Genomic DNA, 21,934 nt, shown 5'->3' with positions numbered 1-21,934 from the left:
TCCAACGCGCCAATCCCGAAAAAGTTACGGGTTCTTAGTGCAGGAGCGTGCCCGCACCGTAGTAGCTGTTGCCGTGGTGGAGGTCGACGACCTTCACGACGGTGGTCGAGTTCGGGGCGTGCACGACCAGGCCGTTGCCGATGTACATGCCCACGTGCGCGAGCCCGTTGTAGAACACGAAGTCACCGGGCTGCAGCTCGTCCTCGCTGATGTGCGCGACCATGTCCCACTGCGCGGCCGCGTTGTGCGGCAGGGAGATCCCGGCCTCGGCGTACGCGCCGAGCATGAGGCCCGAGCAGTCCCAGGAGTTCGGCCCGGCCGAACCCCACACGTACGGCTCGCCGATCTGGTCGAGCGCGAAGTCGACGATCGTGTACTGATCGTTCGACATGTGCGGCAGCTCGTAGTCGGCGAACGCCGGGGAGTCCGCGCCCGCCGCGGTCTGCCATTCCTCTTCGAGGTCGGTCATGCGCTCGGTGAGCGCGTCGGCGGCCGTCTGCAGCTCGGCCTGCTCGGCCTCCAGGTCGGCCTGGAGGTCGACGAGGAGCTCGGACTGGGCCGTGTACTCCTCGGTGGCGGCGCGCAGGTCGTCCATGAGGTCGAAGTTGTAGAGGTTCGCCGAGTTCAGGCGGTCCAGGCGCTCGACGAACGCGTCGGGCGTGCCCGATTCGAGAAGGAGCGCCGCGTCCCCGATGCCCTGGTCCACATAAGCCTCGCCGATGAAGTCCGCGAGCTGGTCGCGCAGCACGTCGAGGTCGGCCTCGGCGGCCTGGAGGTTCGCCTCGGTCTCCTCGATGAGCTCGCGGTTGTCGTCCACCTCGGAGGCGAGCTGGTTGTACGCCTCGACCGCGGCGGCGAGGTCGACATCGAGGTCCTCGATCTCGTCGTTGATGTCTTCGGGCGAGTCCTGCGCCCAAGCGGGGCCGGAGCCGACGGTGACCAGAAGGCCGCCGACCAAGGCGGCTGACATCCACTTGCGTCGAACAGGCGACTGCTTCACGAGGAGGTTGCTCCTTCGGATGGGGAGACGGGGTGCACTCAAGACACGCACGGGGCCGCCCGTGGGATGCGCTGGGACGCTGCCGGGAGGCCGAACATGAGCCTAGCGCGCGCGTTTCCGGGCGGGTAGACCCAGGCAGCGACAAATTCGCAGCGTAACGAGCATTCCACCGATGGTGTGTCGCGCCTGTGAGTTGACTGGGAATTGGTAAGATGGCCCGCATGACCTTCCCGATGTGTCGCTGTCGCCGCTGTCACCAGCGCTGAGCGCTCTGTGCCGCTCGGCGCTTCTCCGCCGACAACCGTTCCGACACATCGAAGGCCGATTCACTCAGATGAGCTCCAGCCTGCTGCTGCCGCCCGCTTCCCTCGCCACTGAGCGCCTCGAGGCGCTCGCCGCGTTCTACGCCGCCAACCTCAGCCTGAGCCCGCGCTTCACGAAGGGCAGCCGCTGGGCGCGCCGCGTGCTCGCCGGCCCCGGCCACGAGGCCTGGCTCCTCGCCTGGCTGCCCGGCCAGGGCACCGACCTGCACGACCACGGCGGCGCGGGCCGCCCGTCCGCCGCGGCGGTCGCGGTGGTCTCCGGCGAGCTGACCGAGTTCACCGTGCAGCCGGGCGACTTCCCCGGCCTGCAGCGCAAACGGCTCGCGGCGGGCGAGGTCTCCGTGGTCGACGACCGCACGGTCCACGGGATGCGGAACCTTTCCGACGCTCCGGCGGTCAGCCTCCACGTGTACTCGCCCGGCCTCGAGGCGATGCGCACCTACCTGCTCGACGAGACGGGTCTCGCCCCGTCGAAGATCCTGCGCGCGGGCGAGGACTGGTAACGCCCCGAACGTGAACGGAGCGTCCGGGATAAACCGGACACCTGGGGCCCCCCAATTCAACGCTAGATCGCGCCGCTGACACCGCCGATCATGTTACGTCCCAACGTGAACGGAGCGTCTGGGGCAAATCGGACGCTCTGCAGATTGACGGCTCGCAAGCTTCGCCCAGAGCGGCGCCCAGTTCAACCTTGCGCGGCGACTCCGACACGCCCGATCGTGTTACGGCCCAACGCGAACGGAGGTCTACGCAATTCGGACACTCTGCCAGTTGACGGCTCGCAAGCTTCGCCGAGACCGGGCCCCCGGTCTATACCCTGACTCATGGGTACGACATACCCCCTGATCAGGAGCGCTTGCTGGGCGTTTCGGCCGCCGTCAAAGTCGCTCCCACTGCGAGCGGCAAGGCCCTCGCCACATCAGAGGCGGTCACCGTGCGGTGGCCCGCGCCGGCGATGCCGCCTGCGAGGCCGTGCAGGTATGAGGCCGCGACCGCCGCTTTCGCGCCGCCCATGCCCGAGGCGAGGAGCGAGGCCATGAAGCCCGCGAGCACGTCGCCCGATCCGGCCGTGGCCAATTGCGGGCGCCCGGTCGGGTTCGCCCACACTTCGCCGTCGCTCGAAGCGACGACCGTGTGGTGACCCTTCAGGAGCACCGTGCAGTTCAGCCGCTTCGCCAGCACCGCCGCGGCAGCGCCGCGGTCCTCGGCGGGCGGGGAGCCGTAGAGCCGCTCGTACTCGCGGTCGTGCGGTGTGAGCACCACCGGCGCCTCGCGTTGCGAGAGCACCGACGGGTACTCCCCGATGAGGGTCAGCGCGTCCGCGTCGAGCACCACCGGCGCGGGCGACTCCAGCACGTGCCGCAGCTCCGCGAGCGCCGCCTCGTCGGTCCCGAAACCGGGCCCGGCGAGCCAGGCCTGGACGCGCCCGGCCTCCTTCACCTCCTGCGTGCACACCACCTCCGGGTGGCGGCGGCGCACATGCTCGGCGGCCGTCCCGGCGTACCGCACGTACCCCGAGGGCCCGGCCAGCGCGCCCGAGGTGGCGAGCACGGCCGCACCGGGGTACCGCTCGGAGCCGGCGGCGACGCCGACGACGCCGCGCGTGTACTTGTCGTCGTCGGGGCCGGGTTCGTGCCACCAGGCGGCGAGGTCGCCGTCGTCGGCGACGCGTACGGCCGGGTGCGGGTCGAGGTAGGGGGCGAGTCCGATGTCCACGAGGACGAGGCGGCCGACGAGGAGGGCGGCGCGGCCGAGCACGTGGCAGGGTTTGCGCGAGCCGAAGGCGACGGTGACGTCGGCGGTGACGGCGCTTCCGGGGACGGCGCCGGTGTCGACGTCCACTCCTGAGGGGACGTCGACGGCGACGATGGTGTCGGCGTCGATGGCGGCGAGCTGGTCGATGGCGCGGCCGGGGAGGCCGGGTCGGCCGCCGATGCCGAGGACGCCGTCGAGCAGGAGGTCGCAGTGGCGGGGCGGGGTGGCGACGAGTCGTCCGCCGGCCCTGGTGAGTGCGGCGGCGGCGACGGGGTGGACGCGGTCGCCCATGACGGGGACGGCGAAGACGCGGGCGCCTCGGCGGGCGAGGCGGGCGGCGGCGAAGAGTGCGTCGCCGCCGTTGTCGCCGGGTCCGGCGAGGACGATCACGGTGGAGCCGTAAACGCCTGCGGTGCCGCGTTTGCGGCGCTGCTGCATCAAGATCCGTGCGCATTCGGTGGCGAGTCCCGCTGCGGCGCGCTGCATGAGGGTGCCCGGCGGGAGCTGGGCCATCAGCTGTGATTCGGCGCGGCGTACTGCCGCTGCTGACCAGGCACCGTCCATGGTGTTCCCTCTCAGGCCTGCTCGGCCGTCATGCCGTTTCGGCGATCACCACCGCTGTAGCGATACCGCCATCATGCGACAGCGACACGTGCCAGCGTGAGACGCCACGCTGTTCGGCCGCTGCTGCCACCGTTCCGGTGATGGTCAATGTGGGGCGGCCGTCGGGGAGGGAGAGCACTTGGCAGTCGGCCCAGTGCATGCCGCCGGGGGCGCCGAGTGCTTTGGCCACGGCTTCTTTGGCGGCGAAGCGGGCGGCGAGGGATTCGGTGCGGCGGGCGTGCCCGTCGGGGGTGCGGCGCTCGGCTTCGGTGAAGAGCTTTTCGGCGACGTGGGGGGTCCGTTCGAGCACGCGCTCGAACCGGTCCACTGCCACTACGTCTATGCCCACGGCGACGATCACCCCCCAAGAGTGCCACGGGATCGGGCGGAGCGCCCTCTTTCGGGACGGTTCACCGCCGCGGGTGACGCTTTGTCTGTCCCCGTTCGGGTTCCGGGGTGTTCAGCCGTCCGCGGGGTCGCGGCCTATGGCGGGGAGTATCGCCTGGTCCACGATGGCTTCGAGGTACTGGTCGCCGGGGTCGGCGCCGAGGTCCATCATGCGCTTGGTGACGAGGGCTTCGCCGATATCGAGGACGACGGGGGTGAGGCGGGCGGGGTCGATCTGGCCGTGTTCGGCGTAGTGGCGCAGGACGGTCTGGGTGAAGGTGCCGCCGCGGGCGGCGAAGACGCGTTCGAAGAGGGCGTCGACGGTGGCGGGGTCGCGGCGGGGGTCGGCGACGATGGCCATGACGGCGCGTCCGGCGTCGCTGAAGGCCCAGTCGCACATGAGGCGGAGTGCGGCGATGAGGTCGCCGCGGAGGTCGTCGGCGCCGGGGTGGGGTTGTTCGACGGGGTGGAGGTCGGCGAGGGCGTCGAGGAGGAGGTCGCGGGGGTCGGACCAGCGGCGGTAGAGGGTGGAGCGGGGGGTGGCGGCGCGTTTGGCTATGGCGTCCATGGTGAGTCGGCCGGGCCCGGCGACGGCGGCCTCGGCGACGGCGGCGGCGTAGATGGCGTCGAGGAGCGCTTTGCCGCGCCTGCGCGTCTGTCCTTCGGCCATGGGCCGCCCCCGCTCGTTAGCTACATCCATGTATCTTAGTTTTAGATACAGTCGTGTACCTAAAACCTTGGAGGCGAGATGACCCTCTCCCCGCCCGCCATTATGAGCACCCCGCTCCGGGAGCGCTCGCTCGCACCCGATCTGGCCAGGGGCCTCATGCTCCTGCTCATCGCACTCGCGCACGCCCACATGTTCCTCGCCCACGAGACCACCGGCTGGCGCGGCTACGCCGTGGACGGCACCGTCCTCGACCGCGCCGTCGCCGGACTCCAGGTCCTCCTCGTCGACGGCCGGGCGCTGCCGATGTTCGCCGCGCTCTTCGGCTACGGCCTCGCCCGCCTCGCCGAGCGCCGCCAGCGCGCCGGATATGCAGCGCCCCAGGTGAAGCGGCTGGTCCGCCGCCGCAGCGCCTGGCTCCTCGCGTTCGGCTTCGCGCACGCGCTCCTGCTGTTCTTCGGCGACATCCTCGCCGCCTACGGCCTCATCGGCCTCGTCTTCGCGGGCCTGCTGTGGAGCCGCGACCGCACCCTCGTGCGCACCGCGTGGATCGCCGCCGCCGCCCATGTCCTCGTCGTGGCGGCCCTCGGGGCCTCCGCCGAAGCGGCCGGGCACGTCAACTCGATGCCCACGATCATCGCCGACCCGCTGGAGGCGGCGCTCTCGCGGATCATGGTGTGGAGCGCCCTCACCTCGACGTTCTACGTCGTCAGCGTCCTGCCCGCGTTCGCGCTCGGGATCTGGGCGGCCCGCCGCCGCCTCCTCGACGAGCCCTCCCGGCACCTGCCGCTGCTGCGCCGGACCGCCTTGTGGGGCATCGCGATCGGCGTGACCGGCGGCCTGCCGCTCATGCTCGCCGACACCCAGCTGTGGCACCCCGGCGCGGGCGCGGGCATCGCCCTGTACGCCCTCCACTCCGTCACCGGCCTCGCCGCCGGGCTCGGCTACGCGGCGCTCATCGCCCTGGTCGCGACCCGTCCCGGCCGCGCTCCAGGAGCCGTCGCGAACGCCCTCGCCGCGTGCGGCCAGCGCTCGCTGACCTGCTACCTGCTCCAGTCGGTCGCGTTCGTCGCCCTGTTCACACCGGCGTTCGGCGGCCTCGGCGCGAGCCTCGGCGACGCCGCGGCCTCAGGGGTCGCGGTGCTCATCTGGGCCGCGACAGTCGGCTTGGCGGCGTGGATGTCGAAGGCGGGCCTGCGCGGCCCGTTCGAGGTGCTGCTGCGCCGGCTCACCTACGGCCGACGATGAACGCCGTCGACTCCGCAACGCACGTGCCTTGACGAGGCGGCCGCGCCCGGCTCCCCCGAGCCGAGCCGGCGCTGCCCTGAAGTCGAACGCCAGCGGATGTTCCGCTCGCACGGCCTGACCTGAGCGCGTTCGCGCCCGCCGTGCGCGGCTTCGGCCCCCTGCATGCGAGATCGGTCCCTGTGCCGTGGGTCAGGTGACGCCGCCGGGCGGCGTCGCCACGGTCTGGGGGTTGCGCTTGGGCCAGGCGAAGGTGCGGCCCGACCGCTGCATGGCCGGGATGGCCCGGCGCGAGGCCCAGACGGTCCGCTGCCGCTCCTGCACGCCCCGGTCGTCGGCGTCGTGCAGCAGGACGACCTCGCCGGGCTGGGCGGCCGTGACCCGCTGGTAGATCACCTCTTCGGTGGTGAGGGGCGCCCAGTCGCTCAGCGAGCGGGACCACGAGAGCGGCGTCATGCCCATGCCTGCGCCGATGCGGGCGGCGATGTTGTTGGCCCCCCACGCCCCGAAGGGGGCGCGGAAGAACGGGATCTCGACGCCGGGGACCGCGTCGTTGATCGCGTCGCTGGCGCGCAGGAGGTCCCGCTCGTACTCGACGGCGGTGGTCCCCTGCTTCCACTTGACGTGGTCGTGGTCCCAGGAGTGGTTGCCGACCAGGTGGCCTTCGTCGACGATCCGCCGCACCAGCTGCGGGTACTGCTGGACGTGCCTGCCCACCACGCAGAAGACGGCCTTGACGCGGGTCGCGGCCAGGATGTCGAGGATGTCGTCGGTTTCGGGGCCGGGCCCGTCGTCGAAGGTCAGGGCGATGCCGGTGCCGTTGGCCGAGCGGGTGACGAGGACGGCGGAGACGGCCTCCTCCAGCATCGCCTGGTCCGCGGGCCCCTGCGGCTGGAGCGGCAGCGCGGTCTGGTCGGGCGGGGCGGCCGCGGCCGTGCCGTACCCGGAGATGACGGCGGCCCCGGAGGCGAGGAGAGCGTGAAGCACCCGGCGCCGATCAGCGATCCACATGCGATCTCCCTTGCGACTCGTCGTCCCCGGCGTCCCCCTTGGACCGGTATAGGCAATGTAGACGTTCACCGGATCGGGTGACGAGTATTCGTCAAGCCGGCTGGTGGGCGGGACGCGAAGGGCCCGGCCGAGGTTCGGCCGGGCCCGCGTCGTTCCGGAGCGTCTAGCAGACGGCGGGTTCGACCCAGGTGCACTCGAGGCTGTGGTTCGGGTCCTCGGCGGGCATCTCGATGTCGTCGACGTTCGCGGAGCGGAGCGTCTCGGCCTCGGTGGCCGCGGTGGTGTGCGCGGCGATCGCGGCGGCGATCTTGTCCTCGATGTCCTTCACCGTGGAGTACAGGAAGTCGTTGACGATGACGCTGAAGACGAATTCGCGCCCGTCGGCGTCGGTGACGTACCCGGACAGGGCCGAGACGCTGGTCATCGAGCCGGTCTTGGCGCGAACGTTCCCGGCGGCGGGCGTGGCGCACATGCGGCTCGCGAGGGTCCCGTCCTGGCAGGCGATCGGCAGGGAGTCGTACCAGGTGCCGAACCAGTCGGCCTGCTTGGCGCCCACGAGGAGGTCGGCGAGCATGTTCGAGGTCATCATGTTGTGGCGGGAGATGCCGGAGCCGTCGACCTGGCGGATGGGGCCGGTGTCGACGCCGTACGGCTCGATCCCGGCGTAGGTGGCGGCCTTGCCGGTCGCGAAGGTGCCCGTGCCGGTGGCCTCGTAGCCGAGGGTCTTGAACAGGGCCTCGGCGACGGAGGCGTTGGAGGGCTTGAGGACCACGGGGGTCAGCTCGGCGAGCGTCATCGACTGGTGGGTCGCGAGGGACTCGGGGCCCTGCGGGGTGGTCTCGCCGAAGCGGAGCTCCCCGTTGACGGTGATGCCGGCGTCCGCGAGGGAGTCGGCGAAGACGTCCGCGGCGAGCTGCGTCGGCTCGATCACCGCGCGGGTGGCGTAGGTGCCGCTGGTCCCGGCCTTCACGGTGCCGCTGACGCGGATCACGTTGTCGTGCGGGTCGCGGTTCACCGAGACGTTGGTGGTGGTGCCTGTGGTGGCGGTGTTGACGATCTCCACGTAGTCGTTCGCGGGCGCCATGCTCAGCTGCGCGGGGTCGCCCTCGGCGGCACCGGGCTTGATGAAGACGCGCACGGAGCCGGCGTTGAAGTCGTCCCCGGAGGCGACGGTGAGCGCGGAGACCTCTGCGGCGTACGTGAACTGCAGGTCGGACCAGCCCCATTCGGCGCCGGAGCGGACCGGGTCGAACGCGGTGTCGTCGGCGACGAGGTCGCCGTCGACCATGGAGACGCCGAGGTCGGCGAGGTCCTCGGCCATCCGGTCGTAGTCGGCTTCGAGGAGGGTCGGGTCGCCGCTGCCGCGCAGGTACAGGTCGCCGGCGATGACGCCGTCCGTGGGGCGGTCGCCCAGCACCTCGGTCGTGTACGTGAAGTCGCCGCCGAGCTGCTCGAGGGCCGCGGCGGTGGTGGTGAGCTTGTCGTTGGAGCCGGGGATGGCGCGCTTGGCGCCATTGCGCTCGTACAGCACCTCGCCGGTGTTCGCGTCGGCCACGGTGACGCCGACCTGCGAGTCGGTGAGGCGCTTGTCGGTGAGGATCGCGTCGATCGCGGCGGCGAGCGCCTCGTCGCCGGTCTCCTGGGCTTGGGCCACCACCGTGCCGGCGATGGTGATGGCGCCGGCCGCCGTGACCGCGATGGCGCTCGATATCAGGGTGCGTTTTCTCATGGGGCGAGCATAGGTTCGCGGTTCGTATCAGATCCTCTGATACAGGCGGGAGTGCCGCATACCCCAGGGGCGCAGGGCAACCGAAGTGGCGTAGGCACCCGTACGGCGCGCGCGGAGTCCGCGCGCGCCGCAGAGGATTCAGTGAGGTCTTCCACTGTCGCCGGCTCGGCGGCGACGCGTCCTCGCTAGCAGACGGCCGGTTCGTACCAGGAGCATTCGAAGCCGCCCGGGACCGCCGCGTCGGGCTCGGCCGCCGCCGTGGTCGCCGCGGACCGCGAGATCTCGGCCTCGGTGGCGTCCGCGCTGTGGCTGGCGATCGCGACGGCGACCTGGTTCTCGATGTACTTCACCGAGTCGACGAGGTGGTCGTTGAGGATGATGCTGAAGACGAGCTCGCGCCCGTCGGCGTCGGTGACGTACCCGGAGAGGGCCGAGACCGAGGTCTGGGTGCCGGTCTTGGCGTGCACGTTGCCCGCGGCGGAGGTCCCGCACATGCGACTGGCCAGGGTGCCGTCGGTGCAGGCGACAGGGAGCCCGTTGAACCAGGCGTCGTACCAGGGCTCCTGCCTGACGCCGATGAGCAGGTCGGTGACGGCCTCCGGCGTGGCCTGGTCGAAGCGGGACATGCCCGAGCCGTCGGCCTGCCGGAGCGTGGCGGTGTCCACCCCGTACCCGGCGATCGCGGCATGGATGCCGTCCTCGCCGTCCGCGAAGGTGCCGAGCCCGGTGTTGTGGAGCGCGACGGACTTCATGAGCGATTCGGCGAGCGAGTTGTTCGACGGCTTCAGCAGGTCGGGCGTGAGCTCGAGCAGCGTCTTCGACTCGTGGAGGACGAGCGTGCCGCCGGCCTCCTGCGGGGCGGGCTCGTGGAGGCGGACGCCGCCGGTGACGTCGATGCCGTTGTCGGCGAGGGAGTCCGCGAACACGTCGGCGACCAGCGCGGTCGGGTCGATGACCGAGCGGCTGTAGTAGTCGGGGGTGACCCCGGCTTCGACGGTGCCGGTGACGCGGATCGTGTTGGCGTGCTCGTCGCGGTTGACGGTCAGGTCGGTCTCGGCGCCGGTGGTCGCCTCGTTGACCACGGTCACGTAGCCGTTCTCGGGGACCATGCGGATCGCGACCGGGTCGCCCTCGGCGGCGCCGCCGGTCATGAACAGGCGCGCGGTGCCCGCCCAGTGGTCGGTGCCGGAGCCGATGGTGAGCGCGGAGACCTCCGCGCCGGGGCTGAACTGGAGATCGCCCCAGGCGACCTCCTCGGCGTGGCGGACGTCGTCGAAGGCGGTGTCGTCGAGCACGAGGTCGCCGTCGACGGTGGACACTCCGGCCGCCGCGAGGTCGGCGGCGAGGCGGTCGTAGTCCGCTTCGAGCATGGTCGTGTCGCCCGAGCCGCGCAGGTAGAGGTCTCCGGCGACGACGCCGTCGACGGGCCGGTCGCCCAGGAGTTCGGTGGTGAACCTGAAGCCCTCGCCGAGCGTGGCGAGGGCGCCGGCCATGGTGGTGAGCTTCTGGTTGGAGCCGGGCAGGCCGCGCTGGTTTCCGTTGCGGTCGTACAGGACTTCGCCGGTGTCGGCGTCCCTGACGAGGACGCCGACCTGGGAGTCGGTGAGGGCGGGGTCGGCGAGGATCAGGTCGATCGCGGCGGTCAGCGCTTCGCCGCCCGTCTCCTGGGCCTGGGCGACGGCGGTGGCCGCGATGGTGAGGGCGCCCGCGGCGGTGACCGCCACGGCGCCCGAGATGAGGGTTCGAGTCTTCATGCGCGTGAGCGTAGAACGAGGCTTTCGACCGGTCATGGCAGGCGTTCGCCCAACGTGTGCGGAATGACCGTTTCCGGCGGCAACCGAAAACGGCCGACCGGGCGTCCGCGTGCGGCTGACGCCTGCACGCGGGGCCGCCCGTATCGGCCGTTCGGTCAGATCACGTTCGTCGTCGAGGAGCCGGGGCTACTCCACGGTCACCGATTTGGCGAGGTTGCGCGGCTGGTCGATGTCGCGGCCCAGGGCCGTGGCGAGCTCGGCCGCGAACTCCTGCAGCGGCACGGCCGTGAGCAGAGGCGACAGCAGCGTCGGCGAGGCCGGGGTCTCGAACACGAAGTCGGCGTGGGCGGCGGTGATGCGGTCGCCCTCCTCGCAGATGGCGATCACCTTCGCGCCGCGGGCCTTCACCTCCTGGATGTTGGAGATGATCTTGTCGTGCAGGAGCGAGCGGCCGCGCGGGCTCGGCACGATCGCGATGACCGGCGTGCCGTCCTCGATGAGCGAGATCGGGCCGTGCTTGAGCTCGCCGGCGGCGAACCCCTCGGCGTGCAGGTACGCGAGCTCCTTGAGCTTCAGCGCGCCTTCGAGCGCGACCGGGTAGCCGACGTGGCGCCCGATGAACAGGACCCGGTCGGTGCCCAGCGCCGCGCACTGGCGCGCCATCTCGCGGACCGGCTCCAGGTTCTCGATGACCTTCGCGATCTTGCCGGGCGCGGCCACGAGCTCGTCGAGCACGGCCGAGACCTCGTCCGCGTACTTGATGCCGCGCACCTGCGCGAGGTGCAGGCCCACCAGGTAGCAGGCGGCGAGCTGGGTGAGGAACGCCTTCGTGGACGCGACCGCGACCTCGATCCCGGCGCGCGTGTAGAGCACGGCGTCGGACTCGCGCGGGATCGTCGACCCGACGGTGTTGGAGATGGAGAGGACGCGGGCCTTCTGGTCCTTGGCGTGGCGCACGGCCATGAGCGTGTCCATGGTCTCGCCGGACTGCGAGATCGCGACGACCAGTGTGGAGCGGTCGAGCACCGGGTCGCGGTAGCGGAACTCGCTGGCGAGCTCGACCTCGCAGGGAATGCGCGTCCAGTGCTCGATGGCGTACTTGGTGACGAGCCCGGCGTGGTACGAGGTGCCGCAGGCGATGATGAAGACCTTGTCGATGTCGCGGAAGTCCTGGTCGGACATGCGGACCTCGTCGAGGACGATCTGCCCGGTCTCGTCGATGCGCCCGCGCAAAGTGTCCGCGACGGCCGTGGGCTGCTCGTTGATCTCCTTGCGCATGAAGGTCTCGAAGCCGCCCTTCTCGGCGGCGGCGATGTCCCAGTCCACGGAGAACGGCTTGCCCTCGGAGGGCTTCCCGTCGAAGCCGCGCACGGTGATGCCGGACTCGCGGCTGATCGTGACGATCTGGTCCTGGCCGAGCTCGACCGCGTCGGTCGTGTAGGCGATGAACGCGGCGACGTCCGAGGCCAGGAAGTACTCGCCGTCGCCGAGGCCGACCACGAGCGGGGAGTTGCGGCGGGCGCCGACCACGGTGTCCGGGTCGTCGGCGGCCACGGCCAGGAGCGTGAAGGCGCCTTCGAGACGCGCGCAGACGCGGGTCATGGCCTCGGTGAGGTCCCCGTCCGCGGCGTACTCGCGGCCGAGGAGGTGGGCGGCGACCTCGGTGTCGGTGTCGGAGAGGAACTCCACGCCGTCCGCCTCGAGCTCGGCGCGCAGCTGCCCGAAGTTCTCGATGATGCCGTTGTGGATGAGCGCGATGCGCCCGTCCGCGGAGAGGTGCGGGTGGGCGTTGCGGTCGGAGGGGACGCCGTGGGTGGCCCAGCGGGTGTGCCCGATGCCGCACGAGGCCTCGAGCGAGCGGTCCTGCCCGTCGAGGACCGCCTCGAGATTGGCGAGCTTCCCGGCCTTCTTGTCGAACGCCAGGTAGGGGTCGGCCCCTTCGGGCTGGTAGACGAGCGCGACGCCCGCCGAGTCGTAGCCGCGGTACTCGAGACGGCGAAGGCCGTCGATCACGACGTCGACGACGCTGCGCGCCCCGACGTATCCAACGATTCCACACATGCGAAGAACCCTACAACAGTTTTGCGCATCACTCATGCGCGGATGACCTAGAACTGATCACACCGTTTGATCATTCAGGGCGTTCGCGGCCCGTTCACCACCGGGACACCGCGCGTTTCCCGAGCTCCCCGGCCCGGCACCGCGAGCGCCCCTCGCAATGCCCGCAGTGCGCCCGTCGCGAATCACGCTCGCAACCGCCGCAGTGCGGGCGTCACGTCCGCCGGACCATGCCGCTCAGACGGTGCGCGCACCCGAGGCGATCACCCAGGAACTCACTCCAGGCGCTCATTCGACAACGGCGATGCCGCGGGTCCCGTTCTCGTCCACGAAGCTCACGGCCGCACCGGTGCCGACCGGGCTGAGCTGCGCGTCGTGGCACCAGTTCGCCGGGATCGGCGTGCCGTCGGCGCTCTCGGCCGCGAACGCGACCTCCTTGGCCCGGCCCTCCGCGATCGCGTACAGGCGGCAGTCCGGGCTGGTCGGGTCGAGCGAGAGGTCGGCCGCGAGCATCGCCCGGTTGTCCGGCAGCACCGCGGCCCACCCGCGCGCGACCTCCGGGTCCAGCGGCGTGAAGCCCAGCCGCACCGCCTTGCGGTACAACCGCTCGCCCGTCTCCGCGTCGTAGGCCAGCACCCCGAGCCAGGAGCCCTCGCGGTCCTGCGCCGAGTAGCACTCGATGATCTGCACCGTGCGCCGCTCCGACGCCTGGACCTGGGCCTGCGCCTTCGAATCCCCGCCCGCCGTCACGCCCGACGCGGCCGCGGACGTCGGCTGCGACAAGTGCAGGGTCCCGCCGCACGCCGAGGAGTTCGTGGACCCGAACGTCTCGTCGGCCGCCCGCCAGCGCTCGGCGCCGTCCTCGATCGCATAGGCGATCAGCTGGTGCTCGAAGCGGCGCGCGGAGAACGGGCCGTCGGTCACGCGGTGCTCGATGCGGCTGTCGAGGACGATCGAGTCCTCGGTGACCAGGAACGACTCGGGGACGACCACCGCGCTCTTGTCGATCTCCTGCTGCCAGGCGGGCGCGCCGTCCTCCAGGTCGAAGGCGAGCACGAGGTCGCGGGCGACGGACCGGTCGGGCGCGGGCACGCAGTCGGCGAGCACGAGCGCGCGGCCCCCGGCGAGCTGCGCGGCGGTGCCCTCGCAGCCGTCGGGCATCGCGGCCTCCCAGGCCAGGCCGCCGCCGAAGTCGTAGACGCTGAAGGTCTCGCTCTTGTCCTTCGTGTAGAGCAGCCGGTCGTCGGCGAGGGCGAGGAGGACGCCGGGCGAGCCGTTGAAGTCGGCGGTGGCGACCACGCCGCCGTCGCGGGCGGCGAGGACGCGGGCCTGGAAGTCGCCGTTGTTGTCGGCGCGGGGGCCGGTGAGCGCCACGAGGTCCTGGGCCTGGGAGAGGACCGGGGGCTGGGAGGAGAACCAGTTCCAGCGGCGGTGGTACCAGACGGCGGCGCCGGTGGCCGGGTCGAGCATGGTGACGGCCTGCGGGGTCGGCTTGGCGGGGTGGTCGGTGCGCAGGAGCCCGTACGGGGTGTCGGTGAAGCGGCCGACGCCGGCGAGGTCGGCGAGGCTGTCGAGGCCGGGGTCGGTGGCGCTGCCGGTGGCGGCGGCGTCGCCGATGAGGATGTCCTGGTTGGCGAGTTCGGCCCAGCGCTGCATCGCGGGCGCGAGGGCGGCGGCGAGCATGACGACGATGGCGGTGGAGAGCACGGCGACCTTGCGGCGCATCTGCTTCGGGGCGGGGGCGCGGCCGCCCGAGTAGCCCTCGACGACGAACTCGGAGAGGGCGAGGAGGCCGCCGCCGACGACGCCGAAGACGTACGCGAGGGCGGCGACGCCGGCGCGGTGGGTGATGAACTGGCCGGGCCCGGCCTCGGGCATCGAGGAGTAGACGGTCCATCCGGCGACGGCGGCGAACACGGCGGCGAAGAGCGCCGCGATGATCGTGCGCAGGCCGGCGTGGGTGGCGGCGGTGGCGATGACGACGGCGACGAGCAGGACGGAGCCGACGGTGCCGATGATCATGTAGACGCCGGAGGAGCCGGAGCTCGCGCCGGTGCCGAAGGAGGCCCAGACGAGGAGTACCGCCCAGCAGACGAGAGCGGTGATCCCGGCGGCGCGCAGGGAGACCCGGGCGAGCGGTCGCCCTGCCCGGGACGTGCCGCCGCTCTGGGCCGCCGGGGACGCGGCGGTGCTGGAGCGGCCGGTGCCGCTGGCGCTGTGGGACATGCCCTCTTTCTACCGGTCACGGTTGCCGAGAGCGGTGCTTTCGAGCAGATCGCGAGGCGGTTTCTCCCGCGGGCGCGGGCGGCGGGTCCGTGGCGTCACCGGGCGGCGGCGGCGTCGCCCGGTGCCCTTTCGGGTCTCAGCCGAGGGGCGCTGCGGCGACGGGGGTGTACAGCGGCTGCACGCCCACCGGGCCTTTGCCGAAGTCGGAGCGGTAGAGCACGACCTCGCCGGCCGTCCAGCTCGGACCGTAGTAGCGGCGCAGGGTGAGCAGGTCCTGGGCGGCCTGCTGGTTGGTGACGCGGTCGCCGGGACGGGCGAGGGTCACGTGCGGGCGGTACTGCTTCTGGTCGACGGGCAGGCCGCCGGCGATGAGCCCGGCGCGGATGCGGTGGACGAGGTCCACGAGCGCGGCGACGTCGCCGTCGAGCCCGGCGTAGACGACGGAGTACCGGCCGCGGCCGAACCTGCCGCCGCCGGAGACGCAGAGGCGCATCGGCTCGGATTCGCGGGCCGCGGCGGCGATGACCTCGGCGGTCTCGGCGCAGCGGTCGGCGGGGACCTCGCCGAGGAAGGAGAGGGTCAGGTGCCAGTTCTCGGAGCGGACGAGCCGCGACGAGGGCGTGCGGCGGCCGATCGCGCCGGGGCGGCTGGGGGCGCCGCGGCGGGCGATGTTGAGGTCCGCGACGACTTCGGCGAGGTCGGCGACGGCGTTGTCCGGCAGCGGGAGCGCGGCGAAGAGGCGCTCGGTGCGCACTTGGGTCGCGGCCTGCGGGACCGCGGTGGCGGAGGCACTCACTGGATTCCCTCCAGGGGCTCTACTCGGGGTCAGTGACACGCGCTGCGGCGAGAGGTGTGTCGCGCGGCGCGGTCGGGGCTGTCACGATGTGACCTATCCTCGCAGCATGCCTATCGGTTAATTCAGTGAAATCCCACGGGACGGGACAGTAATTTCGTCGAAGTAACACTCGTGTTCACGCCTGAGGCGGTGGAGGCGCAGGAGGTTACGGGTAGGACGGGAGCACTCGGACAACTCGGGGACCCGAGCGGGTCCGCTTCTTTTCAGGAAGTGGGAATCGCCGGATAAGAGTGAATGAATACTCGTCCCCGCACTATGGCGCGAACCGCCCGGTTGCGCCTTCGGCCGTCAGCCGGCCGTTTCGGGGACGCTCGCGAGGCGCGCGTTCGGCCCGACCGGACCGACCGCTCCGGGCTCGAGTGCCGCCGCGCGGCGCTTCAGCTGCGCCCGCTTGGCCAGGGCGAGCGCGAGCGGCGTCGCGATGCCGACGATGCCGCCGAGCCACAGGCCCGCGCGGGCGCCGTAGACCTCCATGAACACGCCGACGATCGGCGCGAACACGGCGGTGGAGCCGAGGAAGACCAGCATATAGAGGCTCAGCACGCGTCCGCGGAAGTCGGCCCGCACGCCCATCTGGACGCGCTGGTTGGCGGCCTGCGCGTAGTAGACCATCGCGAAGCCGGTGGGCGCAAGGAGCGCCATCGCCGACCAGATGGTCGGGGCGAAGCCCACGAAGAGCGTGCCGACCCCGAGTAGGCCCGCGGAGGCGAGCATCGTGTTCAGGCTCGGGCGGGTCGAGCGGCGCCCGGAGGCGAGCGACCCGGCGAGCGCGCCGACCGCGAGGGCGGTGAGCAGCAGGCCGTACGAGTCGGCGCCGGTCTCGAACTCGGTGCGGGCGAGCATCGAGAGGGTGAGCGCGAAGTTGAAGGTGAAGCCGGAGACGAGGAGCGAGCCGATGAGGACGGCGATGATGTCGGGGCGCGCGGCGGTGTAGCGGAGGGCGTCGCGGATGCCGCCGGAGGCGGCGTTGCGGCGGACCGGGTTGGAGAGGCTGCGGCGCAGCAGGACCGTGCAGGCCAGGGCCGGGCCGAGGAAGATGAACGCGCACACCACGATCACTGTCCCGGTGGACGTGAGCGCGATGAGCAGGCCGGCGAGCGCGGGCCCGGCGATGCGGCTCATGTTGAAGATGGCGCTGCCGAGGCCGACGGCGTTCGGGAGCGCTTCGCGGTCCACGAGTTCGGAGTAGAACGCCTGGCGGGCCGGGCCTTCGATGACGGAGACCGAGCCGAAGGCGAACATGCCGACGTAGACCATCCACAGCTCGATGTGCCCGGTGAGCACGACCGCGGCGAGGCCGGCGGTCACGGTGGCCGAGCCGAGGGAGCAGAGGAGGAGGACGCGGCGCTTGTCGAAGCTGTCGGCGATCTTGCCGCCCTGGAGCCCGAAGAGGAGGAACGGGCCGAACTGGAGGGCGAGGGTCCAGCCGAGGGCGGTGCCGGAGTTGCCGGAGAGCTCGAGCACGAGCCAGCTGATGGCGGTGGTCTGGAGCCAGAATCCGAGGGTGCCGAGCAGCTGCCCGGCGGCGTAGATGCGGAAGCCGGGGTACGCGAGCGCGCGGAAGGTGCGCTGCAGCTGACTGAGGATGACCGGGGACATTGCATGCAAGGATATCTACTTACCGGTCGGCTAGCCAGTAACCGTGATCGAGTTCTCGCAAACCGCGGGGCGGTGCCGCCGCGGCCGCCGGGAGGCTCCGAGGCCGCATCCGCTTCGGGCGATCGAGGCGCGGAAACGGGACGGACCGTCAGGTCTGCCCCGCCATACGGGTGGCCCCGGGTACCCGCCCAGTCCCACCTTCACCACTACCAGTGAAAAGGACACCGTCTCATGCGGGTACGACAAAGGCCCGCAATCGAACAGATTGCGGGCCTTCCTCGCGTTCGCTTGCGCGCCTTGCCACTTGGCGGCGGAGCCGCGCTACTTCTGGTCGGTAGAGCCGGTCTCCTTCTTGCGGGCGGAGCCGTTCTCCTTGCGGAGCCGTCCTCCTCCTTGCCGGCGGAGCCGCGCTACTTCTCGCCGGCAGAGCCGGTCTACTCCCTGTCGGCCGAGCCGGTCTGCTTCTTGTGGGCGGAGCCGCTCTACTTCTTGTCGGCGGAGCCGAACAGCACGTCGTCCCAGCCCGGGAGCTGGTTGCGCGGCTTTGAGCCGGCCGCGGCGAGCGGCAGTGTGTTCATGTCGTCCTCGGCCACCGAGCGCTTGCCCGGGCGCAGCACCGCGAGCGACGGCACCTCCGGCGTCTCGCGCTGCTCCGGCGCGGACGTGCCGGGCAGGCCCAGTTGCGAGGTCCGCTTGCCGCGGCCCGCCATGTCGTCGAGCGGGCGCTCCAACACCTCGCGCAGGCGGTCGCGCCGCAGCGGGTCCGGGTGCGAACCGTCGTCGTCGCGGTCGCGCAGCCCGTGCATCGGGTCGCGCGAAGGCCGCACCGGATCGCCCGGGCGCACCCCGAGCTCCGACATCGGCTCCTGGTGGCCGGGCATCTGCTGCGGGAGCGGCGTCGAGAGGAACTGCGCCATCTCGTCGTCCGGCGTCACCGTCTGGCGGGCGCGGTCGAGCTTCCAGCGCGCCCGCGCGGTCGTCTTGCCCGAGGACCACGAGGCCTGCACGAGCCAGGAGCCGTCCTCGGTGCGCCAGGCGTCCCACGAGACCGCCTCGGGGTCCACCCCGTGCGTCCCGAGCTTCACATCGACCACATTGGACATACGCTCGCCGCGCTCCGAGGTCGCCAGCCGCGAGCGGCGAGCGGCCTGGGCGAGCATCGCGCGCTCCTGGAGCACTGGCCCGGCGTAGCGCAGGACGCGGTCGACCGCGACCTGCGCGGACGCAGCGATGTCCTCGGCGCTCTCGCCGGCGCGGATGCGGGTCTGGATGTCGCGGGGAGAGAGGCTGACGGCAGGAGGGCGCTGCGGCACAGGGCGGCGAGAGGCTTCGGGCCGGCTCGGCGCACCCTCTACTTTGGCCCGAAGGGCGCTGCCGCCCTCGGGGACGTCCACGACGGCGGCGACACGCTCGTCGATCGGCAACGCGAGCAGCCTCCCGAGTTCGTCGGCGAGCACCAGCGCATGACCATCCTCTGAGAGGGCTACGAACCGTACCGGCCTCATGCCTTTCCACCCCTCGCGTGTCGTTGTCAGCGCCGCATCGCCAGCTCATCCGAGCGTACGCCCAACCCTACCGGCGGACCACAACCGGCGGGGTGCCGATAACGGATCGCCTTGGCTACAAGGAATCCCGCGGCGCCCCTGCCCGCTCGCGTCGACGCGACGCCGTTTCATGTCAGCGTGACCGATTGTCGCAGGCACTGACGCAGCGTACATTGGCAGCGTGTCCACCGACGGAACTTCCCAGCCACCGGCCTCGTCCGGCTCGTCGGCGTCCCCGCGCGAGGCCTACCAGCGCGTCAAGCGGACCCCTGAGCTGCCCGCTCCCGAAGCGGTGAAACTGCGCATGATGCCGATCGCCGCGATCGGCACTCTACTGTGGGCGGTCGCCCTGGTGCTGACGCAGATCTTCCGGGACGAGCTGGCCGATTCGGGCCGCGAATGGTGGGGCGCCTGCGCCCTCGCCGGCGTGGTCATCGGCCTCCTCGGCACGGCCGGGATGGCCGTGGCCGACCGCAAGCACCGCGGCTAGCGAAGCGCTAGAGGAGCTCGGAGCCCTCGTCGTCGTAGATGACCTCGGACTTCTCCACGCCCTGCGGGGTCGTGTCGACGAACTCGCTGATCTGGGAGTGCGCGCCGCAGCCGTGGTCGGCCGAGACGACGCGGGCGTCCTCGGAGGAGTACAGGTTCGCGCAGGCCCCGAAGGCCAGGCGCATGGAACCGGCCAGCGGCAGGAAGAACCCGCAGGTGCCGCAGCGCGCGGGGGCCGGTGCGGCCTCGGCGATCGGCGCGGTCGGGCCGCGGTCGCCGTCGTACCAGCGCTGCGCGGTCTCGGCGCGGCCTTCGCGGTTCATCACGCGTTCGCGGCCGAGGCCGAGCTCGAACGTGATGTCCTCGACGGCCTCGTCGTCGGAGAGCTGGTAGGCGGGCATGAGCCGGTCGTCGTCGTCCTCGGTCGGGAGGACTTCGCCGGTGCCGACCTCGCCGCCCTGGAGGCGGTCGGCCCACGGCACCCACGCGGGGGAGCGGAGGGCTTCGGGGCCGGGCAGGAGCGCGGACTCGGAGACGGTGGCGACGCGGGCGCGCGGCGCGCGGGTGAGCACGACGGCCCAGCGCCAGCCGCGGTAGCCCGAGAGGGTGCAGTCGAAGTAGTGGGTGACGACTCGCTCGGTCTCGGCTTCGACGCCGAGGTGCTCGCCGACTCCTTCGCCGGCCTCTTCGGCGGCCTCGCGGGCCAGGTCGAGGGCGTCGGCGAGGACCCGGTCCAGGCGCGGTTTGCGGCTGCGGGCCTTGGCGGCGGCGGTAGAGGTGTCAGGCACGCTTTCAAGCATAGGTCAGCTCGCGGCCGGACCCGGCGGACGGTGCGCCCAGCGGGGAGCGGAATGCACCACACTCCGCCGCGGGGCCGGGAGGCCGACGGTGCCGGGGTGGGAGGTGTTCGCAGAAGGGGCGCGTCTGCGGGTCGGGGCGTCGGGGTGTCCATCAGCCGGGAGGTGTTCGCGGCCGGGCACGTCTGCCGGGCCGAGGTTCGCAGGGCGGGACTCGTCCGGGGGCCAGAGGGCCGAGAGGTGTTCAGGGCCGGGACTCGTCCACCGGGCCGGGAGGTGTTCGCCACGGCTCCGGCGCCGTCCGCGGCCCCGGTGAGACCGGTAGCGTTGAGGGCATGCGAATACTCGTCGTGTGCGCGGTCCCCGAGGAAGCCCAGGCCGTCGAGGCCGGGCGCTCGCTCCGCCATGAGCTGGACGTCCTCGTCTGCGGTGTCGGACCGGCCGCCGCGGCGGCGGCCACCGCCCGGACCATCGCGGAGAACAGCCAGATGGGCCGCGCGTACGACGTGGTCGTGAACGCCGGCATCTGCGGCGCGTTCCGCGGCAAGGCCCGGATCGGCGACCTCCTCATCGCGACCGACTCGGTGGCCGCCGAGCTCGGCGTCGCGCTCCCCTGGGGCTTCCAGCCGATCGACGAGCTCGGCTTCGGCACCAACCGGATCGGCTGCAACACCGTCCTCACCGTCGCGGTCGAGGGCGTGCGCGGCGAGATCCTCACGCTCGCTTCGATCACCGGCTCGGACGGCATCGCCGCGAACCTCGCCCACCGCTACCCCGACGCGATCGGGGAGGCCATGGAGGGGTTCGGCGTGGCCACGGCCGCGCAGCAGGCCGGGCTGCCGTTCGCGGAGATCCGCGGCGTCTCCAACTACATCGGCGACCGCGAGGTCGAGAAGTGGGACTGGGGCGCGGCCCTGAAGTCGCTCACGACCGGGATCAGGGAGATTTAGCGCGTGGACGCTTCGAAGACGGGTGCCCCGCTGCACCTGGCGCACTCGCCGTGCCCGAACGACACCTTCATCTACCACGCGTGGACCTCGGGCCTCATCGACGGCGCTCCGGCGACGCGGCTGACGTTCGCGGACATCGACGTCACCAACACCGCTTGCGCACGTGGCGAATTCGACGTCGCGAAGGTCTCGTACGCGGCCCTGCCGTACCTCGGCGACGAGTGGCGGCTGCTGCCCGCGGGCGGCGCGCTCGGCCGCGGGTGCGGGCCGCTCGTGCTCACTGCGGACGGGATCTCGGCGGACGACCCGGCCGGCCTGGCCGGGAAGCGCGTGGCCGTGCCTTCGGACCGGAGCACCGCGTTCATGCTGTTCAACCTGTGGCTGCGCGATCTGGGCTCGCCGGAGGTGGCGTGGGAGGTCGTGCCGTTCGACCAGATCATGCCCGCGGTGCGGGACGGCCGCTTCGACGCCGGGCTCGTGATCCACGAGGCGCGCTTCACCTACGGCGAGTACGGCCTGCGATCACTGGTCGACCTCGGCGAGTGGTGGGAGGGGAGCACCGGCTGCCCGATCCCGCTCGGCGCGATCGTCGCGAAGTCCCATCTCGACACCGACGCGGTCACCGCCGCGATCCGAGCCTCGCTCGACTACGCGTGGGCGCACCCTGAGGCGAGTCGCGCGTACGTGGCCGAGCACGCGCAGGAGATGTCGGATGACGTGTGCCGCATGCACATCGACCTGTACGTGAACGAGTTCTCGCGGGACCTCGGGGCTGAGGGCCGCTCGGCGGTCGAGCGGCTGCTGGGCGGCGCGGCCGAGCTCGGGCTGGTCCCGAAGCTCACGATCGCGGTCCCGTAGGAGCGGTCGCGTAGCCGTCCCGTCACCCGAGCGTTCGATTCGGTGCGGTTCGTGCCACGCTAGGCTTGACGGACTCATCAGTT

The 21,934-nt window shown here is 71.7% G+C and carries 18 protein-coding genes; 5 read left to right on the top strand and 13 right to left on the bottom strand.

Annotated features, from left to right (window positions below):
* Positions 1–34: 34 nt before the first annotated feature.
* Positions 35–1,000, bottom strand: coding sequence for a C40 family peptidase (locus tag O2L52_RS11025; protein WP_270115444.1), 966 nt, complete (start codon positions 998–1,000; stop codon positions 35–37).
* 334 nt (positions 1,001–1,334) lie between these two features.
* On the opposite strand from O2L52_RS11025, the gene O2L52_RS11020 reads away from it, so the two are divergent.
* The gene (locus tag O2L52_RS11020; protein ID WP_270115443.1) at positions 1,335–1,826 is read left to right on the top strand and encodes a cysteine dioxygenase; all 492 of its coding nucleotides are present in this window, start codon (positions 1,335–1,337) and stop codon (positions 1,824–1,826) included.
* A 343-nt stretch (positions 1,827–2,169) separates the two neighbouring features.
* Here the strand turns inward: O2L52_RS11020 and O2L52_RS11015 are convergent, their stop codons facing one another.
* The 3 genes from O2L52_RS11015 to O2L52_RS11005 form a co-directional block, all read right to left on the bottom strand.
* The gene (locus tag O2L52_RS11015) at positions 2,170–3,642 is read right to left on the bottom strand and encodes an NAD(P)H-hydrate dehydratase (RefSeq protein ID WP_270115442.1); all 1,473 of its coding nucleotides are present in this window, start codon (positions 3,640–3,642) and stop codon (positions 2,170–2,172) included.
* A gap of 28 nt (positions 3,643–3,670) precedes the next feature.
* Positions 3,671–4,042: a holo-ACP synthase gene (locus O2L52_RS11010; protein ID WP_270115441.1), complete on the bottom strand. Its 372-nt coding sequence runs from the start codon at positions 4,040–4,042 to the stop codon at positions 3,671–3,673.
* A gap of 99 nt (positions 4,043–4,141) precedes the next feature.
* The gene (locus tag O2L52_RS11005) at positions 4,142–4,768 is read right to left on the bottom strand and encodes a TetR/AcrR family transcriptional regulator (RefSeq protein ID WP_270115440.1); all 627 of its coding nucleotides are present in this window, start codon (positions 4,766–4,768) and stop codon (positions 4,142–4,144) included.
* A gap of 48 nt (positions 4,769–4,816) precedes the next feature.
* Here O2L52_RS11005 and O2L52_RS11000 point away from each other — a divergent pair, with 48 nt between their 5' ends.
* Positions 4,817–5,983: a DUF418 domain-containing protein gene (locus tag O2L52_RS11000; protein ID WP_270115439.1), complete on the top strand. Its 1,167-nt coding sequence runs from the start codon at positions 4,817–4,819 to the stop codon at positions 5,981–5,983.
* A 189-nt stretch (positions 5,984–6,172) separates the two neighbouring features.
* Here O2L52_RS11000 and O2L52_RS10995 read toward each other — a convergent pair whose 3' ends face one another.
* The 8 genes from O2L52_RS10995 to sepH all read right to left on the bottom strand — a co-directional run bounded on the left by O2L52_RS10995 (position 6,173) and on the right by sepH (position 18,718).
* Positions 6,173–6,991: a polysaccharide deacetylase family protein gene (locus tag O2L52_RS10995; protein WP_270115438.1), complete on the bottom strand. Its 819-nt coding sequence runs from the start codon at positions 6,989–6,991 to the stop codon at positions 6,173–6,175.
* A 163-nt stretch (positions 6,992–7,154) separates the two neighbouring features.
* Entirely contained in the window at positions 7,155–8,720 is a 1,566-nt protein-coding gene (dacB, locus tag O2L52_RS10990; RefSeq protein WP_270115437.1) for a D-alanyl-D-alanine carboxypeptidase/D-alanyl-D-alanine endopeptidase, read from the bottom strand.
* Between the two features lie 185 nt (positions 8,721–8,905).
* Positions 8,906–10,474, bottom strand: a complete 1,569-nt coding sequence (gene dacB / locus O2L52_RS10985) for a D-alanyl-D-alanine carboxypeptidase/D-alanyl-D-alanine endopeptidase (protein WP_270115436.1) — start codon at positions 10,472–10,474, stop codon at positions 8,906–8,908.
* A 186-nt stretch (positions 10,475–10,660) separates the two neighbouring features.
* Positions 10,661–12,535 carry a glutamine--fructose-6-phosphate transaminase (isomerizing) gene (gene glmS / locus O2L52_RS10980; RefSeq protein WP_270115435.1) on the bottom strand — a complete coding sequence of 625 codons (1,875 nt, stop codon included), beginning with the start codon at positions 12,533–12,535 and terminating at the stop codon, positions 10,661–10,663.
* A gap of 285 nt (positions 12,536–12,820) precedes the next feature.
* Positions 12,821–14,758 carry an outer membrane protein assembly factor BamB family protein gene (locus O2L52_RS10975; protein WP_270115434.1) on the bottom strand — a complete coding sequence of 646 codons (1,938 nt, stop codon included), beginning with the start codon at positions 14,756–14,758 and terminating at the stop codon, positions 12,821–12,823.
* A gap of 136 nt (positions 14,759–14,894) precedes the next feature.
* Entirely contained in the window at positions 14,895–15,554 is a 660-nt protein-coding gene (thpR, locus tag O2L52_RS10970; protein WP_270115433.1) for an RNA 2',3'-cyclic phosphodiesterase, read from the bottom strand.
* A 348-nt stretch (positions 15,555–15,902) separates the two neighbouring features.
* Positions 15,903–17,213: an MFS transporter gene (locus O2L52_RS10965; RefSeq protein WP_270115432.1), complete on the bottom strand. Its 1,311-nt coding sequence runs from the start codon at positions 17,211–17,213 to the stop codon at positions 15,903–15,905.
* Positions 17,214–17,695: 482 nt separating this feature from the next.
* On the bottom strand, positions 17,696–18,718 hold the full coding sequence (sepH, locus tag O2L52_RS10960; protein ID WP_270115431.1) for a septation protein SepH: 1,023 nt from the start codon (positions 18,716–18,718) through the stop codon (positions 17,696–17,698).
* Positions 18,719–18,938: 220 nt separating this feature from the next.
* Here sepH and O2L52_RS10955 point away from each other — a divergent pair, with 220 nt between their 5' ends.
* Complete coding sequence (locus O2L52_RS10955) at positions 18,939–19,247, top strand: DUF2530 domain-containing protein (RefSeq protein WP_270115430.1); 309 nt, start codon at positions 18,939–18,941, stop codon at positions 19,245–19,247.
* Positions 19,248–19,254: 7 nt separating this feature from the next.
* On the opposite strand, the gene O2L52_RS10950 is transcribed toward O2L52_RS10955, so the two are convergent.
* A complete protein-coding gene (locus tag O2L52_RS10950; protein WP_270115429.1) occupies positions 19,255–20,034 on the bottom strand; it encodes a DUF3027 domain-containing protein in 780 nt (259 codons plus the stop codon).
* A 344-nt stretch (positions 20,035–20,378) separates the two neighbouring features.
* On the opposite strand from O2L52_RS10950, the gene mqnB reads away from it, so the two are divergent.
* Complete coding sequence (gene mqnB, locus O2L52_RS10945) at positions 20,379–20,993, top strand: futalosine hydrolase (RefSeq protein WP_270115428.1); 615 nt, start codon at positions 20,379–20,381, stop codon at positions 20,991–20,993.
* Positions 20,994–21,023: 30 nt separating this feature from the next.
* Complete coding sequence (locus O2L52_RS10940) at positions 21,024–21,851, top strand: 1,4-dihydroxy-6-naphthoate synthase (RefSeq protein ID WP_344471703.1); 828 nt, start codon at positions 21,024–21,026, stop codon at positions 21,849–21,851.
* Positions 21,852–21,934: the final 83 nt, after the last annotated feature.

This window comes from Glycomyces algeriensis, assembly GCF_027622855.1.
Taxonomy (GTDB): domain Bacteria; phylum Actinomycetota; class Actinomycetes; order Mycobacteriales; family Micromonosporaceae; genus Glycomyces; species Glycomyces algeriensis.
Note: the sequence above shows the minus strand (reverse complement) of the source record. Positions and strands in the feature narration are given on the sequence as shown.

What these genes read in the sequence shown, in the direction of transcription:
- O2L52_RS11015 (WP_270115442.1), bottom strand. Translation starts at nt 3,642, where the DNA reads ATGGACGGTGCCTGGTCAGCAGCGGCAGTACGCCGCGCCGAATCACAG.
- O2L52_RS10965 (WP_270115432.1), bottom strand. Translation starts at nt 17,213, where the DNA reads ATGTCCCCGGTCATCCTCAGTCAGCTGCAGCGCACCTTCCGCGCGCTC.
- O2L52_RS10995 (WP_270115438.1), bottom strand. Translation starts at nt 6,991, where the DNA reads ATGTGGATCGCTGATCGGCGCCGGGTGCTTCACGCTCTCCTCGCCTCC.
- O2L52_RS11020 (WP_270115443.1), top strand. Translation starts at nt 1,335, where the DNA reads ATGAGCTCCAGCCTGCTGCTGCCGCCCGCTTCCCTCGCCACTGAGCGC.
- dacB (WP_270115436.1), bottom strand. Translation starts at nt 10,474, where the DNA reads ATGAAGACTCGAACCCTCATCTCGGGCGCCGTGGCGGTCACCGCCGCG.
- O2L52_RS10975 (WP_270115434.1), bottom strand. Translation starts at nt 14,758, where the DNA reads ATGTCCCACAGCGCCAGCGGCACCGGCCGCTCCAGCACCGCCGCGTCC.
- sepH (WP_270115431.1), bottom strand. Translation starts at nt 18,718, where the DNA reads ATGAGGCCGGTACGGTTCGTAGCCCTCTCAGAGGATGGTCATGCGCTG.
- mqnB (WP_270115428.1), top strand. Translation starts at nt 20,379, where the DNA reads ATGCGAATACTCGTCGTGTGCGCGGTCCCCGAGGAAGCCCAGGCCGTC.
- dacB (WP_270115437.1), bottom strand. Translation starts at nt 8,720, where the DNA reads ATGAGAAAACGCACCCTGATATCGAGCGCCATCGCGGTCACGGCGGCC.
- O2L52_RS11005 (WP_270115440.1), bottom strand. Translation starts at nt 4,768, where the DNA reads ATGGATGTAGCTAACGAGCGGGGGCGGCCCATGGCCGAAGGACAGACG.
- glmS (WP_270115435.1), bottom strand. Translation starts at nt 12,535, where the DNA reads ATGTGTGGAATCGTTGGATACGTCGGGGCGCGCAGCGTCGTCGACGTC.
- O2L52_RS11000 (WP_270115439.1), top strand. Translation starts at nt 4,817, where the DNA reads ATGACCCTCTCCCCGCCCGCCATTATGAGCACCCCGCTCCGGGAGCGC.